The organism is Hornefia butyriciproducens, from assembly GCF_009695915.1.
Classification (GTDB): domain Bacteria; phylum Bacillota; class Clostridia; order Peptostreptococcales; family Anaerovoracaceae; genus Aminicella; species Aminicella butyriciproducens.
Genome location: NZ_VUMZ01000011.1, coordinates 16185 through 32283, shown reverse-complemented (window position 1 = coordinate 32283; position 16099 = coordinate 16185). Strand labels below are relative to the sequence as shown.

At 52.6% G+C, this 16099-nt stretch carries 18 protein-coding genes; 13 read left to right on the top strand and 5 right to left on the bottom strand.

Translation table 11 applies throughout. The features are described 5' to 3' along the window. A complete protein-coding gene (locus tag FYJ64_RS10165) occupies positions 1-579 on the top strand; it encodes an indolepyruvate oxidoreductase subunit beta (RefSeq protein WP_154575025.1) in 579 nt (192 codons plus the stop codon). Then, positions 576-1775: a pyridoxal phosphate-dependent aminotransferase gene (locus tag FYJ64_RS10160; RefSeq protein ID WP_154575024.1), complete on the top strand. Its 1200-nt coding sequence runs from the start codon at positions 576-578 to the stop codon at positions 1773-1775. The genes FYJ64_RS10165 and FYJ64_RS10160 overlap by 4 nt, the downstream gene beginning before the upstream one ends. 20 nt (positions 1776-1795) lie before the next feature. Here FYJ64_RS10160 and FYJ64_RS10155 read toward each other — a convergent pair whose 3' ends face one another. After that, positions 1796-2584, bottom strand: coding sequence for a PHP-associated domain-containing protein (locus FYJ64_RS10155; protein ID WP_154575023.1), 789 nt, complete (start codon positions 2582-2584; stop codon positions 1796-1798). 217 nt (positions 2585-2801) lie between these two features. Between FYJ64_RS10155 and FYJ64_RS10150 the strand changes: the two genes are divergently transcribed. Next, a complete protein-coding gene (locus FYJ64_RS10150; protein ID WP_154575022.1) occupies positions 2802-3818 on the top strand; it encodes a GNAT family N-acetyltransferase in 1017 nt (338 codons plus the stop codon). Between the two features lie 95 nt (positions 3819-3913). On the opposite strand, the gene FYJ64_RS10145 is transcribed toward FYJ64_RS10150, so the two are convergent. Beyond that, complete coding sequence (locus tag FYJ64_RS10145; RefSeq protein WP_154575021.1) at positions 3914-4171, bottom strand: TIGR03905 family TSCPD domain-containing protein; 258 nt, start codon at positions 4169-4171, stop codon at positions 3914-3916. Between the two features lie 170 nt (positions 4172-4341). On the opposite strand from FYJ64_RS10145, the gene FYJ64_RS10140 reads away from it, so the two are divergent. Continuing rightward, complete coding sequence (locus tag FYJ64_RS10140) at positions 4342-5565, top strand: hydantoinase/carbamoylase family amidase (RefSeq protein ID WP_154575020.1); 1224 nt, start codon at positions 4342-4344, stop codon at positions 5563-5565. A gap of 211 nt (positions 5566-5776) precedes the next feature. Here FYJ64_RS10140 and FYJ64_RS10135 read toward each other — a convergent pair whose 3' ends face one another. Further along, a complete protein-coding gene (locus tag FYJ64_RS10135) occupies positions 5777-7018 on the bottom strand; it encodes an arginine deiminase (RefSeq protein ID WP_328597008.1) in 1242 nt (413 codons plus the stop codon). 133 nt (positions 7019-7151) lie between these two features. Here FYJ64_RS10135 and FYJ64_RS10130 point away from each other — a divergent pair, with 133 nt between their 5' ends. Beyond that, a complete protein-coding gene (locus tag FYJ64_RS10130) occupies positions 7152-7595 on the top strand; it encodes an SseB family protein (RefSeq protein WP_075712322.1) in 444 nt (147 codons plus the stop codon). Next, the gene (locus FYJ64_RS10125; RefSeq protein WP_154575019.1) at positions 7592-8152 is read left to right on the top strand and encodes a hydrolase; all 561 of its coding nucleotides are present in this window, start codon (positions 7592-7594) and stop codon (positions 8150-8152) included. The genes FYJ64_RS10130 and FYJ64_RS10125 overlap by 4 nt, the downstream gene beginning before the upstream one ends. 168 nt (positions 8153-8320) lie before the next feature. Here the strand turns inward: FYJ64_RS10125 and FYJ64_RS10120 are convergent, their stop codons facing one another. After that, complete coding sequence (locus FYJ64_RS10120; RefSeq protein ID WP_154575018.1) at positions 8321-8698, bottom strand: hypothetical protein; 378 nt, start codon at positions 8696-8698, stop codon at positions 8321-8323. Positions 8699-9044: 346 nt separating this feature from the next. Here FYJ64_RS10120 and FYJ64_RS10115 point away from each other — a divergent pair, with 346 nt between their 5' ends. Further along, complete coding sequence (locus FYJ64_RS10115; RefSeq protein WP_154575017.1) at positions 9045-9566, top strand: CarD family transcriptional regulator; 522 nt, start codon at positions 9045-9047, stop codon at positions 9564-9566. A gap of 104 nt (positions 9567-9670) precedes the next feature. Then, the gene (locus FYJ64_RS10110; protein ID WP_154575016.1) at positions 9671-11125 is read left to right on the top strand and encodes an MFS transporter; all 1455 of its coding nucleotides are present in this window, start codon (positions 9671-9673) and stop codon (positions 11123-11125) included. On the opposite strand, the gene FYJ64_RS10105 is transcribed toward FYJ64_RS10110, so the two are convergent. Further along, complete coding sequence (locus FYJ64_RS10105; protein WP_206045641.1) at positions 11097-11927, bottom strand: MerR family transcriptional regulator; 831 nt, start codon at positions 11925-11927, stop codon at positions 11097-11099. The genes FYJ64_RS10110 and FYJ64_RS10105 overlap by 29 nt on opposite strands. A 205-nt stretch (positions 11928-12132) precedes the next feature. Between FYJ64_RS10105 and prmA the strand changes: the two genes are divergently transcribed. Genes prmA through FYJ64_RS10080 form a run of 5 tightly spaced genes read left to right on the top strand, consistent with a single transcriptional unit; the run spans position 12133 to position 16066 of the window. Continuing rightward, positions 12133-13113, top strand: coding sequence for a 50S ribosomal protein L11 methyltransferase (gene prmA, locus FYJ64_RS10100; RefSeq protein ID WP_154575014.1), 981 nt, complete (start codon positions 12133-12135; stop codon positions 13111-13113). Continuing rightward, positions 13065-14432, top strand: a complete 1368-nt coding sequence (mtaB, locus tag FYJ64_RS10095) for a tRNA (N(6)-L-threonylcarbamoyladenosine(37)-C(2))-methylthiotransferase MtaB (RefSeq protein ID WP_154575013.1) — start codon at positions 13065-13067, stop codon at positions 14430-14432. The genes prmA and mtaB overlap by 49 nt, the downstream gene beginning before the upstream one ends. Next, the gene (locus FYJ64_RS10090) at positions 14425-14766 is read left to right on the top strand and encodes a histidine triad nucleotide-binding protein (RefSeq protein ID WP_154575012.1); all 342 of its coding nucleotides are present in this window, start codon (positions 14425-14427) and stop codon (positions 14764-14766) included. The genes mtaB and FYJ64_RS10090 overlap by 8 nt, the downstream gene beginning before the upstream one ends. A gap of 31 nt (positions 14767-14797) precedes the next feature. After that, on the top strand, positions 14798-15058 hold the full coding sequence (locus FYJ64_RS10085; RefSeq protein WP_075712314.1) for a TIGR04076 family protein: 261 nt from the start codon (positions 14798-14800) through the stop codon (positions 15056-15058). After that, complete coding sequence (locus FYJ64_RS10080; RefSeq protein ID WP_154575011.1) at positions 15059-16066, top strand: polysaccharide deacetylase family protein; 1008 nt, start codon at positions 15059-15061, stop codon at positions 16064-16066. Positions 16067-16099 lie beyond the last annotated feature (33 nt).

Here is a 16099-nt window from a genome sequence, read left to right as displayed (position 1 = left end):
ATGACAAAGAATATACTGCTGACGGGAGTCGGGGGACAGGGAACGATCCTTGCCGCAAAGATGCTGACCATCGGACTGATGGAGGAAGGCTACGACGTGAAGATGAGCGAAATTCACGGAATGAGCCAGCGGGGGGGAGACGTGACCTCCCAGGTGAGATACAGCAGGGAGCGGGTATGGTCGCCGGTAATCGAGAAGGGAACCGCCGACATCATCGTTTCCTTCGAGAAGATGGAGGCGCTGAGAAATCTGGACTACATCCGCGCGGACGGAACCGTGGTGGTGAACAGTGAAGAGATTCCTTCGATGACGGTGCTGACCGGAGAGGAGGAATATGCACCGGACGTGATTGAAGAACTGCAGAAGACGGCAAAGAAGGTGGTGGTCATTGATGCGTCCCGGAAGGCGGAAGAACTGGGCAACGTGAAGGCAGCCAACGTGATTCTGCTGGGTGCGCTGGTACAGGCCATGGGGCTGGATGATATCGACTGGGAGGAAATCATCCGCAAAACAGTAAAGGAGAAGTTTGTCAAGCTGAACCTGAAGGCGTTCGCCGTCGGAAAGGAGCAGATGAAATGATCGCGGAAAATATGAAACCGAGAGTTGCCGGAAACTCTGTAATCCGGCAGATGTTCGAGGAAGGGAAGAAAATGGCGCAGGTCGTGGGACCGGAAAACGTCTATGATTTCAGCCTGGGAAATCCCAACGTGCCGGCGCCCCGGGCGGTCAGCGACGCCATTGTCGATATTCTGCAGAACGAGGATCCGATCCGGGTGCACGGGTACATGTCCAACGCGGGCTTTGAGGAGACGCGGCAGGCGATTGCGGAGGATCTGAACCGTCGGTACGGCACGGCCTATCGCGCGGAAAATGTGATTATGAGCGCCGGGGCGGGCTCAGCGCTGAATGTCGCGCTGAAGACGATTCTGGATCCCGGGGACGAGGTCATCGTCTTCGCACCGTACTTTGTGGAATACAAAAATTACATCGGAAATTTCTATGCGGAGACGGTGGAAGTCGCACCGCGGCCAGACGGATCCTTCCTGCCGGATATGGAAGGGCTGAGGAAGGCGGTCACAGAAAAGACAAAGGCAATCATCGTCAATACGCCGAACAATCCCACGGGAGTGGTCTATCCGGAGACGGTGATCCGGCAGCTGGCGGAAATTCTGGCGGAGGAATCAGAGAGGATCGGGCATCCAATCTATCTGATTTCGGACGAGCCGTACCGAGAACTGGTTTACGGCGATGCAGAGGTTCCGCATATCCCGGATTATTATGACAATACGATTATCTGTTATTCCTACAGTAAATCACTTTCCCTGCCGGGGGAGCGGATCGGATATGTTCTGGTTCCCGATGCGTCAGATGATTCACAGGAATTCATTACGGCGGCGACGATTGCCAACCGGATTATCGGAATTGTCAACGCGCCGTCTCTGATTCAGCTGGCGATTACACGCTGTCTGGATGCCAAGGCGGATATCGCCTTTTATGAAAAGAACGGGCGGACGCTGTACGACGGGCTGACTGAGGCCGGTTATGATTGCCTGGAGCCCCGGGGGGCGTTTTACCTTTGGGTGAAATCCCCGGATGAGGATGAGACCGAATTCGTCGGACGGCTGAAAGAGGAGCATATCCTAGTGACCCCGGGCAGCGCCTTTGCCGGTCCCGGATATATTCGAATCTCGTACTGTGTCGCCTATGATACGATTGTAAATTCCCTGCCGGGATTCCGCCGGGTCGCAGAAAAATATTCTCTGGAAACCCGGTAGTTCCAGGCAGTTCAATTACGTTATTCGATGTTTTCGTCGTAGAGACCCATTCGCAGGACTTTAATTTTCCGGTAAGGCTTCAACAGCAGGCTGGCGCTCCGGTTCAAAGTCTTCAGCGTATAGTTGGTGACCTTCCAGTAACGCTTGTTATGGTGCCGCAGGAAGGCTCGCTCTTTTCCGCCGAAGGCTACAATCCCATTGTTTCTGATGCAGTCGATCAGATCGTTGTTGCAGGTGATGTCACGGTCAAATTCCGTGAACGCCGTGCCTACGTACATGGCTTTGTGGGAATCGGAGCCGCCGATACAGGGAAGATCATATTCCCGGGCGAGTCCGCGGGCTTTGACGTTCGCGCTCACCAGCTCGCAGGTGTTGAAGCCTTCGAGGAAGTCGAATCTCCGCATAATCTCCGGATGCTTTCTGATCTTGCGGAAGAACATGGCGCTGGAACTGCGCATTCCGTACGGATGAGCCGGCCCCAGGATACCTCCGTAATGGTGAACCAGTTTGGAGAGGATCTCCGCGCGCATGCCGCGGACTGACAGCAGCCGTACATTCACGCCGTCCGGCATGATGACGATGAAATGCCCGGCGTCCCGGGTGTCATATTCGATCCCCTTCAGCACAACAAAATCATCCGGCATCGTGTCCTGATGCTTTTCCCAGTACCGGTATCCCCGGTATGAGTCGTGGTCGGTGACCAGCATCCCGCCGAACCCCCGGCTCTTCAGAATCGTAATATACTCTCTGATTGCCACATGGGAATCGATAGACCCTTCTCTGGTGTGGCAGTGCATATCAAATTTCATACGCAGACCTTCTTTCTTGTCTTTTATTTTATACACAAAACTGTGTTTTTGCAATCATGGGAACGTAATGTTTTCGTCACAGAAGTACCGCCGTAACAGCGGAACGCTTTGTCACGGAAGCTTCTTTGTGATATCATAAATAACAGTATCCGCTCATTAAGCCACGCAGGACTTAATGAGCGCTGACCGGTGCGTATTGAACTGAGGGGAGGAGCCTATGAATATCAGAAAGCTTACGATTCGTAAAACCGGCGATTATAGAGAGCTGGCGCCGCTGTTTGCTGCCGCGGGGCTTGAAAACACAGAACGTGTACCGGAGGGGTTCCGGTTCGGGTTCGCGGCGGAGGATGAGAACGGCGCGCTCGCAGGGGGCGCAGCTCTGGTGAAAGCTGGCAATCAGTATGTCCTGCACGATATCGCGGTGACGGAAGCGCTGAGAGGTAAAGGCGTGGGCAGGCGGCTGCTCTGCAGTGTGATGGCTGCGTTTCAGGATATGGGTGCGGAACGGGTCTGCCTGGCGGCGAAGGCGCCGGCGTTTTTCCGGAACTATGGCTTTTCGGAAATTGACGCTGACGAAGTGCCGGGGCTGTTTCACTGCCAGGAGTGTGAGTCTTTTGGAACAAAGTGCACGCCCGAGTTTATGGTGATGGAGCTGACAAAAGAAAGACTCCTGTTTGTGGACAGCTGCGTTTCCACGCACCGTTCCCGCACACGACAGCTTTGTGACGCATGGATCCGAAGGTTCCGGAAGGAGCATCCCGGCGCGGTGACAGATATCGCGATGGCAGAGCCCGGTGTGGTGCAGCCGATGGACCGGGAGTTGATTCTGCTGCGTAATGAACTGATTCAGCAGAGGGATTGGGAGGCGCCCATGTTCGATCTCGCCCGGCAGTTCCGCCGGGCAGATTACATCCTTGTGGGAGCACCTTACTGGGACTGTTCTTTTCCGTCCGTCCTGAAAATCTACATTGAAAATATCGTAGTGGCTGACCTGACCTTCCGCGAGACAGAGCAGGGATATGAGGGACTGTGTCCCTGCCGGGAGCTGACTTATATTACGACGGCGGGAGGTCCCGTCGGTGAAATGGATCTTGGCTATGACTATATCCGTGGAGTGGGACGGATGCTGGGCATCAGGAATTTCCGGGAATACCGCGCGGAGGGTCTGGATATCCGGGGTGCGGACGTGGACGGAATCATGGCAGAGACGCTGGAGAAAATAAACCATGGATGAAAAACGGGACTGCTGCAATAGACCTTCAAGAGTCGAAGCAGCAGTCCTGCGCTTATGTGTGATGAAAAACATGCTTATATCGTGTAAAAGCGTGCTTACGCATTATCAAGAGCCTGATCAATGGCGCGGGCGAGCTGGTCGGCGCAAGAGGTTCCACGTCCGCCGCAGTCGTTTCCCCGAAGCCGGTCTGCGGCTTCTCTGGCATCCGTGCCCTCCAGGAGAAGTCCGAGGGCCTTCAGGTTCCCGTCGCAGCCTCCGTAGAAACTCAGATCGTGCAGCTTTCCACTTTCGTCAAGATTAAAGTGTATGAGCTGAGAGCATGTTCCGCTGGTTCTGTATGTATAGTTGTTCATTTATTGCCTCCTCGATTAATTTCTAACAGACATTGTACACGAACCCGGGGCTGCGGGCAACTTTGTTTTTTATTTCACAAATTTCTGCGCTGCATTTCTGTACAGGAAGAATATATTATGCTAAAATAGCAGTACGTTATCAGAATAAAACGAAGTGACGGGGTGCTACTATGGATGCAAAAATAAGCAGAGAACTGGACTGGCTGGAGGCAGCCATCGACGAATTCGCGGAGACTTCCATCCGGGGCGGCGAGTACTGGCGCGCGTCCTATACAGATGAGGACAGGGCGGCGGTGGAAATGCTGACCGGATGGTATACGGAGCGTGGCTTCAAAGCCTACACGGACGAGGTCGGAAATCTCTACGGCCGGCTGGAAGGTAAGGAAAGCGGCGTTATTCTGACCGGCTCACATCGGGATACGGTTAAACACGACGGCAAATACGGCGGCGCACTGGGGCTTTTATCTGCTGTTGCGGCTGTTACCGGGCTGAATCAGGAACTGGGACAGCCGGTGAAAACCGTGGAAATCGTGGCAACGGTAGAGGAAGAAGGAAGCCGTTTCATTTCAAGTTATACCGGAAGCAGGGCTATCGCCGGGAAACTGAAGCCGGAGCATCTGGAAGAGGAGGATGCACAGGGAATAACTCTGAAGCAGGCGATGGAGGACGCCGGATATTACAAAGGAAGCCTTCCGGAGCCTCGAAAGGACATTGAGCGTTTTGTGGAGCTCAGCGCCGAGCAGGGATCGGTAATGGAGAAATCTCTGAAAAAGGTGGGGCTGGTGCAGTCCATTGTCGGACTGGAGGTGGGGAGCATCACAATCCACGGGGAACAGAACCACGCCGGCACCACTCCGATGAGTATGCGGAAGGATCCTGTTCCCTACGCGGCGGAGATTATCGCGTCCCTGACTAAATGGGCCAACAGCAGGAACGATCGGGTTGTCGTCACCTTTGGTAACATTCAGGTGCAGCCCGGTAAGCCGAATATCATCGCTGACTCCGTTACGATTACCTTCGATATCCGTTCCACCAACGAATCTCTTCTCAGCGAGGCGCGTTCTATCCTGCAGGAATTCCGGAACAGCGCCGGACCGGGATTTTCAGTGGATTACAAAATCGCCGCCTACGACGCACCGGCGGATATGGATCTAGACGGGATTTTGGCGATGCGCGATATCGCGGCGGAGCATAACATGAAGTATATGAGGATCGACAGCGGAGCCGGGCATGACGCTCAGATCGTTGCAGACTGTTTCCCCACAAATATGATTTTTGTTCCCAGCGAGAAGGGAATCGCCCACTCCCCGCTGGAGTATACGTCCAGAGAGGATCTGGAAGAAGGATACATTCTTTTGCGGGAGTACCTCAGAACGCTCGCCTGGGGAAAATAAAGGATTACTTCAGCGTGTTCAGCCGTTGAATGCGCCTGTGATTATCTGTGCAGTGCAGAAAAGCGGAGGCGCCGGATTATTTCCGGCGCCTCCGTCGCAATATCAGGTTTTTCGCGGTGCTCCCGCCTGCCCTGAAGGGGAGTGTGGAGCACCTGAGGAATCCGAAGTGTTCTTTGTGCTGAAAGCCGCAGAGTGTCCTTTGTTCTGAAAACTACAGACTGTCGCGGTTCAGCGGGCAGACCATGCAGCGTGTGCCGCCTCTGCCGCGGGAAAGCTCGGAGCCCGGAATCGTGATGATCGCAACGCCGTTTTCGGACAGGAGTTCATTAGTGATGTAGTTTCTCTGATAGGAGACGACCTTGCCCGGTGCAACCGCCAGAGCGTTGGCCGCGTCGCCCCACTGCTCCCTCTGTGATGCGAGGTAATCGCTGCCTCCGCACTGGATCAGATTCACCGCGGGGAGTTTCAGCGCTTTCTTCAGCATGTCCTCCAGCGAATCGGTGACGGTGGTCAGCTTCGGTTCACCGCCCTTGCCCATCGTGATCTCGAATTTCTGGTTCAGGTTGCCCATGGCCGGATAAACCGCAAATTTGTCATAATCCACCATTGTAAAAATCGTGTCCAGATGCATGTATGCCCGCGTTTTGGGAATGTCCAGAACAAGAATTTTTTTGAATCCGCCGTCGGTAAGCAGGCGTTTTGACAGGGCTTCGATTCCTCTGGCGGTGGTGCGCTCGCTGAGTCCGAGTACGACAACGTCTTTGCTGAGAACGTGAATGTCGCCGCCCTCCAGGGAGTATGGGTCGTTGTAGTCGTAGTAGAGCGGCGTATTCTCCGGAATAAGGTCGCGGTCGTTTTCATAAATGTATTTCATCAGCAGTGCTTCCCGTCTTCTGGTGGCGGTGCTCATGTGATGGATGGAAATGCCCTTTCCGATAGCCGCTATGGGATCCCGGGTGAAATAGGCGTTTGGCATGGGATCCAGATAGAAGGGGTAGGCGGACATGATGAAGTCAGAGAGAGACTTGGCGTTGTTCACTACTACATCTTCCTTCTTGATCCCGTCGATAGTGGTCTTCACGAGGGTTTCCGCATCCATTGCCGTCAGATATTCCGTCAGAGCCTCCAGTGTGCCTTCGCTGGTAATGCCGCTTTCATCCAGAAGTTCCCGAATAAACCGGGCGCGGACGTCCTCATTCGCCAGCGCCTTCGCGGCTTCGTCCACCAGGTAGACCACATCGGCGCCGCAGTTCCTCAAGACTTCGGCAAAGTGGTCGTGCTCCTGCTGTGCGACTTTCAGGAACGGGATATCATCGAACAGAAGACGTTCAAAGTTTTCCGGCACCAGGCCCTCTACCTCGTGGTCGATGCGGTGGATCAGGACTTTGTTCAGCCTTCCGATCTCCGAAAAATTATGAATTCCCGGTTTCATTTTCAGTACCTTTCCTTTCATATCAGTAATAATTACCTTTCATGTTAATTATACTACGATTATGACAGAGGTGTCTATCATTTGATGATTGATTTTTCCGCGAATTTTGTTAGAATGGACAAGAGGTTATCGCAGTAGTGAATGGAGACAGAAAATGGATGAATATAAGAATTTTACAGAAGAAATGCTGAAGGATGGGAGCACGCTCTGTTATCTGAAGCACAGATTCCTTTCCAAGAAGACACGAGAGCAGCTGGACTGGCTGCTGGCCTGTCTGCGGGATTCTGTACTGATTGTTCCCACCCTTCCGGTGAGCGGAAAACCGGATTTTCTGGAAAGTGACGACGGAGTGCGTTTTCTGCCGGTCTTTTCTCAGGAAAAGCAGCTTCCGCCGGATTACATGGAGGAATTTGATCTTAGGAGGATGGGGATCGAGGAATGCGTCGGGCTGGCGAAGGAGTATCCTGACTGCAGCGGACTGGTGCTGGACGGGTTTACGGAGGCCATGATCATCGAGTATGATCTTACGGATGCGATTCTGCGGATTCCCTCCCGGCTTCATCCGAAGGAAGAGGAGAAAGGAGATGCAGAAGCATGAGCAGTCTTATTATGAAGAGAGACGACGCCGTGGTGGTGGAGGTTGATTATCAGGACGGGTTCGTACCGGTCATCTATGATCATGAGAAGCTTGAAACCCGTCTGGTGCAGGCAATCCGGGGATTTCGGATCCTTGACGTGCCGATTATCGCGACCACACAGTACGCGAAGGGGCTTGGGAATACAACCGCAGCTGTCGCAGAGGCGCTGGGTGATTTTGTTCCTATCGACAAAAGAACCTTCAGCTGCACGGGGTGCCCGGAGTTCATGGAGGCGCTGGAGGCAACGGGCAGAAAAAGCGTGATTCTGATCGGAATTGAAACGCATATCTGTGTTCAGCAGACTGCGCTGTATCTGATGGAGAAAGGCTATAGTGTCTATCTGATTGCGGACTGCCTTTCCGCCCGCTTCAGAGAAAATCATGAGCGGGGACTGGAGCGGCTGGCAAATTCCGGCGCCACGGTGACGACGCTGGAATCGATTTTGTTCGAGCTTCTGGTGGATTCCAGAGATCCGGCGTTCAGAGGGATTTCGGATCTGGTGAAGGAAATCCAGTGAGATCTTCATCGTCGTCGATATACAAAAAACAGGACAAAAAAACGCCGGGCCGCAGCGGTTGATATACCGCTGCGTGCTCCGGCGTTTGTAATTCAGTGATAGCATTTGAAACTATTTCTATTCTGGACGATTTTTGGCACAACACACTGTTGGCGTGCGGCGTCTGCGCTATTTCCCGGAGTCCTCTTTGGCGGCCTGCTCTTTGATGTACAGTTGAATCCGTTTGAGACGGATGGCCTCTTCTTTCTTCTCGAAGTAATTGCGCATCTCCCGTTCGACACGCTCCCGCTCCTGAGCTTCCTCCAGCGCGGCTCTGTCTGCCTTCGCCTCTTTAAAGGACTTCGGGAGCAGTTCATCTTCCGCCAAGGTTCGTTCTCGGATATAGTCGCCGATCTCCTTCAGGCGAACCTCCTCATTCTGCTTCTCCATGTAGCGTATCATCGCCGCACGGATCTGCTCGTCTGCATTGTCTGTTTCGTTGGACTTCACGTCCGGATCCTTCAGGGCTTCCTCGAAAGCCTGCTGGTATACTTTTTTGTCAACCATAGCTTTTTCCTCCCAATCTCTATCTGACAGTTCTGATTATATAATACCACGGATATTAAGAAATAACCAGCCTGCTGAGACACGCATTAATTATTGACAAGAAAAATACAACTCGATCTGTCGGGCTTTTCTGCGAAACTGGCACGTGGAGGAGCGGCATTGGTTTATGTCTGGGCGGCTCTTGATGCCGTGCGATGTCTGGATAAGCTTGAGGAGAAGGACAAGTGCCAATAAAATGTAACTGACCCATGATGGGAAAATTCAGAAATAGGACTTACATTTTTCTGCGAAATGGTGTATAATAATTTTGGAAAATTGTGACACATACGCAGAGAGGAGTGACTCAATGTATGAAGCAGGCGATCTGATTATGTATGGTGCTACAGGCGTCTGCAGAGTGGATGCAGTTTCAACAGGAGTTTTCGATCCGGATGATGACAGACAGTATTATGTACTGCAGCCGTTATATCAGACCGGCACGATTTACGCGCCGATCGATAATAACAAGGTGTTTACGCGTCCGATTATATCGGAGGATGAGGCAAACGCGCTTATCGACAGTATGCCGGAAATTCACTCGGAGGTTTTTAAGTCCAGCAGTATTCAGCAGTTGTCAAAGCATTATCAGGAAGTCATCGACACCCATGAATGTGAGGGCTTGGTTGAACTCACCAAATCGATTCATCTGAAGAAGGAGGAGGCTGTGAAGCAGAATCGTCATCTCGGACAGATCGATAGGAAATTCATGAAACGGGCAGAGGATCTCTTGTTTGGAGAAATCGCAGCCGCACTGCAGATTCCAAGAGAAGAGGTTTTATCTTATATCCGCGAACGCACAGGTCTGCGGATTGAGGAGACCAGAGAATAAACGTTATTACAGGAAGAGAGGCGGAAGCCTCTTGTTTTTATGAAAAAATACTTGACTATACAGTAACTGTATAGATTAATATAGAATCATTGGAGGTGTTAATTATGAAGCTGAGATTCCATACCAAGCTTTCTTATGGGATCGGCGGTGTTGCGGACAACGCAATGTATACAATGGCGGGAACCTTCCTGCTGTTCTTTCTCACATCAGTGGCGGGCATACAGCCGGCTGCCGCCGGAGCAATCGTCGCGATCGGATCAGTGTGGGAGGTGATCTGCGGACCTATTACCGGATTCCTGTCGGACAATACAGAAACCCGTTACGGAAAAAGAAAACCGTTTCTGATGGCTGCGGCGTTTCCGGTCGCCATCGTAACCAGTCTGCTGTTTACGGCGATCGATGCCGGATATGCGGTCAAGCTCGTCTATTACTTTGTGATGACGCTGCTGTTCTGGCAGGCCTTCGCATTGTTCTTTGTACCTTATATGGCGTGGGGATCCGATCTGACGGAGGATTACCATGAACGGACGGTGCTGCGGTCTTACGCTTATGTGTTCAATCAGGTCGGAATGGCGCTGGGAATGGTACTGCCTACGGCGATGGTGGATCTTCTGATGAATATGGGAAGAACCCGGGAAATGTCCTGGTCCATGACGGGAATCATCGTCGGAGTTTCCAGCGGCGCCGCACTGCTGATCTGTGCGTTGACAATTCATGAGACTGATGTTCCGGATTTCAAGAAAGATCCGAACCGCAAGAGCCGGTTCTCTCTGAAGGAAATCGGGGTGATGTTCCGTGATTACGGGGAGATCATTCAGCTGCGTCCGATTCAGTATATCATCGGCGCCAGTCTGCTCTACCTGGTGGCGAACACTCTGTTTTCATCAGACCGAGTCTATTATTTCACCTATAATCTTGGGCTCTCTGCAGGCCGGATCTCTCTGATCATGCTGGTCATCACGGCGTCCGGTATCGCGTTTGCACCTGTTGTCACCGCAATCTGCAGCAGAAGCGACAAAAAGAAGGTACTGCTCGGCGGCGTGGGGCTGACGGGACTGCTACTGATCGCTTCACGGTTTGTCGGCGTGAATTCCTTCGGTGCGTGCTGTCTGGTATGTCTCTGTTATTCTATCGGAAATACCTGCTACTGGCAGCTGATGCCGTCGATGATTTACGATGTCTGTGAGGCGGAGGAACTGGCGTCGGGCGAGAAGCATTCCGGGCAGGTCATTTCTCTTCAGGCGCTGTCGGAATCCCTGGCCACGGCCGTCGGATCACAGATACTGGGCGTGATTCTTCAGGTAGCGCGCTTCGATGAAACAGCAAGTCAACAGGCAGATTCCGCACTGACGTGGATCAGCAACAGTTTTACTCTGATTCCGGGGGTGTGTATGGTTGTCGTCGCAGTGATCATTGCCAGGCATCCGGTGAACAAAATATCGTTTGCCCGCATCATGAAGGCGCTGGAACGGCGAAGAGCGGGGGAGACGATAGATCTCGCGGAGTTTGAGGATATATATGGCAGAAAGTTCATTGAAAAAGCTTCACGGAAAGCTTGACGACATAGTGATAATATCCTTCGACGGACAGATCGTCGAGGATCAGATCTTCATAGAGAGAATCATCTGTTTTCAGATGGTTCTCTTTTATATATGTGAGAAGCCGGTGGCACATGGAGAGCACACCGCCGTATCCCCGGTTTCCGTAGATGCACAGATACCGTCCGCCATAATCAACTGTTTCCAGATTGATGCACTCGTCCGGAGTGAGATTCGCGGGGAGGGTACTGTAGAAGCGGGAGTAAGAATAGGAATCCTCCCGGACGTCAGAAATCGGAATGATGCCGCCGACAGCGACGCTGCCGGCGAGCCCGAGATCTCTGTAACGCCGGAAATGGCGGCTGACGGCTTCAGCAACGCTGGCCTCATCGCCGTTGCCGGTGTAGGTCGAGGTGATCAGGCGGACGGGCGGAAGATCCTCAATGATGACCTCGTCTATGACGGCGCGTATTCCTTCCTGTGTCGTTCTGACTTTGGCATCAATATAGTCCCGGGCAAGTTCCAGCCGGCGGATTTTCTGATCCACATCGTCCTTCCATTTGTTCATCAGCTCGATCAGCGCCTGAGGAGAGCGATGCTCCATGTGACGGCGGATATCCTTCAGCGGAACCGAAAGTTCCCGGAGCATCAGCAGAGTTTCGAAGGTTTCCAGCTGCGTGAAAGAATAGTAGCGGTAGCCGTTTTCGCCGACGCGTTCCGGTTTGAAGATATCGATCTCGTCGTAATAGAACAGAGTCTGTTTGGGGACGCCGAACAGTGCGGCGAATTCACCGGTGGTGAAATAATCTTTGGAATCTGGCATTGCGAACCTCCCGGAATTTGTTAATGTGTGATCAGCCATCGAATATGCTTGAAAAACCAATAATACAGACATCATTATATCATACGGAGAGGGGTGTGGCGAGAGCCCGTGTGCGGCGTTTTTTGTGACGGTTTACGAAGTTTTTCAAAAAAATATAGCCTCAGGAAGGTGAAAATGGTATAATTCTGCGTGAAGGAGCGAACAAATGAAATATTATCAGATTGACATTGAAACCTCCGAAGCGGGAATCGAAGCGGCAGTCGGAAAGCTTTTGTCCATCGGTATTGAAGATACCGAGGTGAGCGATCCCCGTGACATTCAGGAGATCATGGATAAAAAGGAATCCTACGAATGGGATTATATTGACGGAGAGGTTACGGAGCGGATGAAAGAAACGCCGCGTGTTACAGTTTACACGGAGGATCCTGCACAGGTACGGGAGATCAGGGTCGCCATCAGGGAACTCGCCTTGGAGGCGGCGGAAGGAATGTTCGGATCCGGTGCAGATCTGGGCAGCCTGGAGGTGACGGTGACAGAACAGGACGATTCCCGATGGAAGGATCGCTGGAAGGAGTATTTCCGCCCGTTCAAGGTATCGGAAAAAATCGTGATCCGCCCCACATGGGAACCTCTTCCGGCGGAACTGGCGGATGCGGATGCGGTCATTGAGATCGACCCCGGAATGGCGTTCGGAACCGGAACCCATGAGACGACCGCCATGTGCATTCAGATGCTGGAGGAATATGTGAAGCCGGGAATGCGTGTTCTGGATGCGGGATGCGGATCCGGAATCCTTTCCATCGCTGCAGCGAAACTGGGTGCGTCGGAAGTTCTGGGCATTGATATTGACGAAACCGCAGTAGAGGTCGCGAAGGCGAACCTGGTGCAGAACCGTGTGGATTCGACGGCCATGGCGGCCTGTGGTGATGTTACAAAGGGTGTGGATTTCACTGCGGATCTGGTGGTGGCGAACCTGATGGCGGAGCTGATTTGCATGATCACTCCGGATATTCCGGCACATCTCGCTCCGGGAGGAGTTTTCATCACCTCCGGGATCTTGACAGAGAAAAAGGAAATGGTGGTGAAACACCTGCTGGACGCCGGATTTGCCGTGGACAGGATTCGTGACAAAGGAGAATGGTGCTGCATCGCGGCCCGGCTTCCGGAGAAGGACGGCGCGCGATGAGGGTGGCGTTTCATACGCTGGGCTGCAAGGTCAACCAGTATGAGACAGAGGCCCTGCGGGAAAAATTTTCCCGGGCGGGTCATATGATTGTGCATGAAGACGAGGCAGCCGACGTATATGTGATCAACACCTGCACGGTGACCAGTCTGGCGGACCGGAAATCCCGGCAGTTCATCCGCAGGTCGAGGAAGCGCAATCCGGAAGCGGTGATTGCTGTAACCGGATGCTATGCGCAGATGAAACCGGAGGAGGTTGCGTCGATCGAAGGCGTGGAGATTGTCGCCGGAACTGATGAGAAGAGCAGCCTGCTTCCGATGATTGAAGAATATATGCGGAATCACAGAGGCGCTGTGGCGGTTCGTCCTTATGAAGAACTGGTTCGGTATGAAGATCTGGGAGTCATCGAGGCGATGGAGTCCCGGAGTAGGGCTTTCGTGAAAATACAGGAGGGCTGCAACCGCTTCTGCTCTTACTGTGTCATCCCCTATGCGAGAGGAAATGTCCGCAGCCGCGGAGAGTCTGAGATTGAGGAAGAGGTTCGGGGGCTTCTGGATCGAGGGTACCGGGAAATTGTTCTGACCGGAATCAATACCGCGCTTTACGGCGCGGACCGCGGCAGCCTGGAAATCGACGGGCTGCTCGGAAGGCTGAACAGGTTGGAGGGGAATTTCCGGATAAGGCTCAGTTCCCTGGAACCCACGGTCATCGACAGGACGTATGTACAGCGTCTGCTGCGGTATGATAAACTCTGTCATCATCTGCACCTTTCTGTTCAGAGCGGGTCGGATCACGTTCTGACTGCGATGAACCGGGGGTACAGCCGGAGTGATTATCTTGATATTGTAAATGTCCTTCGGGAGTTTGATCCCAACTACGGAATTACCACGGATATCATCACGGGATTTCCGTCGGAGACAGAGGAGGATTTTCTGGACAGCGTGCGTATGGTGCAGGAAGCGGGGTTCAGCCGCGTTCATGTTTTCAAATACTCTGCCCGTGAGGGAACAAAGGCCGCCCGGATGGACGCTCAGGTTCCGGGAGAGGTGCGTGCCCGTCGCAGCCGTCTGCTGACAGAAGCGGCGGAGCGGCAGGCGGAGCGGTTCTTCGAGAGGAGCGCAGGCGAGTCGAGGCAGACTTTGTTCGAGCAGGAGGAGGACGGCATGGTCAGCGGGTACACAGATAACTATATCAAGGTGTATGCGCCGGCGCAGAATATTTCGTTCGACAGGTTTTACGAAGTAAAGCTTTGTAGAAAATATAAAGATGGAATGCTTGGCGAGATCGCCGGGCAGGAGAGGAAAGGAGAGAATAATGGCTGACTGCATTTTCTGCGGAATCGCGAATCATGAGATTCCGTCGAACACGGCATACGAAGATGACAACATCATCTGCTTCCACGATCTGGAGCCGCAGGCGCCGGTTCATGTTCTGGTGGTTCCGAAAAAACATATCGCGTGTCTGGATGATCTGAAGGAGGAGGATCGCGGTCTGATTGCGGATATCATGCTGAAGATCCCGGAAATCGCCGCAGATCTGGGACTGGAAAACGGATATCGCGTAGTCATCAACAACGGTGAAGACGCTTTTCAGACAGTAAAGCACCTGCATTTCCATATCCTTGGAAAGCGCAAAATGACCTGGCCACCGGGCTGATCCGGCGGTTTGTGCGGAAAGGAAGGGTTTCATGTCCAGAAAAAAAGTGACAATGACATTAATTGACAAAAAAGGTCCGATGGGGTGCCATCACGGCCATAAGATCGGCGACCGGTTTGACTTTGATACAGATCGGGGAAAACTGTGTCCGATGGTCATGCACGTGGCTTTCCCCTATATTGACATTTTGAGATACGGCGGCGAACTGCCCAGAGGAAAGGACGGGGATATCCGGTTCTGCTGTCCGGATGCGGATGTGATCAACGTGTTCCGCATCGATGTGGAGGATTAAATGGGTGAAAAAAAACATAATACGGTAAGAAAACAGCGGGTCCTGTTCTTTGGGATCGTCCTTCTGATCGTTATCCTGACGGGAGCTGTTCTTGGTATGATTTTCCTCAGGGAGGGGACGCTTTCGCTGAAGACAACCTCGTATTCTCTTGAAATCGGCGATACTGCAACGCTGCAGACTGTATTCGACAAAGAAAAGGGCAGAGCGGTGAAGGTCGCCTACTCCACCAGCAACAAAACAGTGGCGGAGGTCAGTGAGAACGGAACGATTACCGCGAAACGGGCCGGGACCTGCAGAATCCACTGTAAGACGCGGGGCGGGCAGGACGTTTCCGCAAAGGTGCAGGTAAAAGCGCCGGAACATACTAAAACCATCTATCTGACCTTTGAGGACGGGCCGGATGAGACTGTTACAGGAAGCATTCTGGAGATCCTGAAGAAGTATAATGCAAAGGCAACGTTCTTTGTCGTTGGAAAGAACGCAGAAATCCAGCAGGATGTGATCCGTCGGGAAATCGCGGAGGGCCACACGGTGGGGATCCTCTGCTATGAAAAAGACTATAACATATTATATAAGAGCGTGGACTCTTACATAAAGGATTTTAATAAAGAAGAGAAGCTGCTGAAGAAAATTTCGGGAAAGAAACCGTCCTACTGGAGATTTCCCGGAGGCGGCAACAATGATTTCCTCTCTGCGTCCGATGAAAAAGAGATTATGAAGCGTCTGCACCGGAGGGGCTACACAGAGATGGATTATAATGCTATGATTAACGATGCGGTGGGAGTGAAATACACCTCCGCCGAGATGACAAAATACGGGATCAAGACTATCGATGAGGCGATCAAGTCCTTCAAGGTACCGGTAGTGGAGCTTCATGATTCCGCATCGATGAAGAGAACACCGGCGGCACTGGAGGGGATTCTGAAGTACTACAAAGCCAGAGGCTACAGCTTTAAAGGCCTGGAGGACTACCGGGGACCGGAAATGACCTTCGGGAAACAGAAATAGAGGGAACGGAAGGCGCTGCGCGGAAAGACTGCA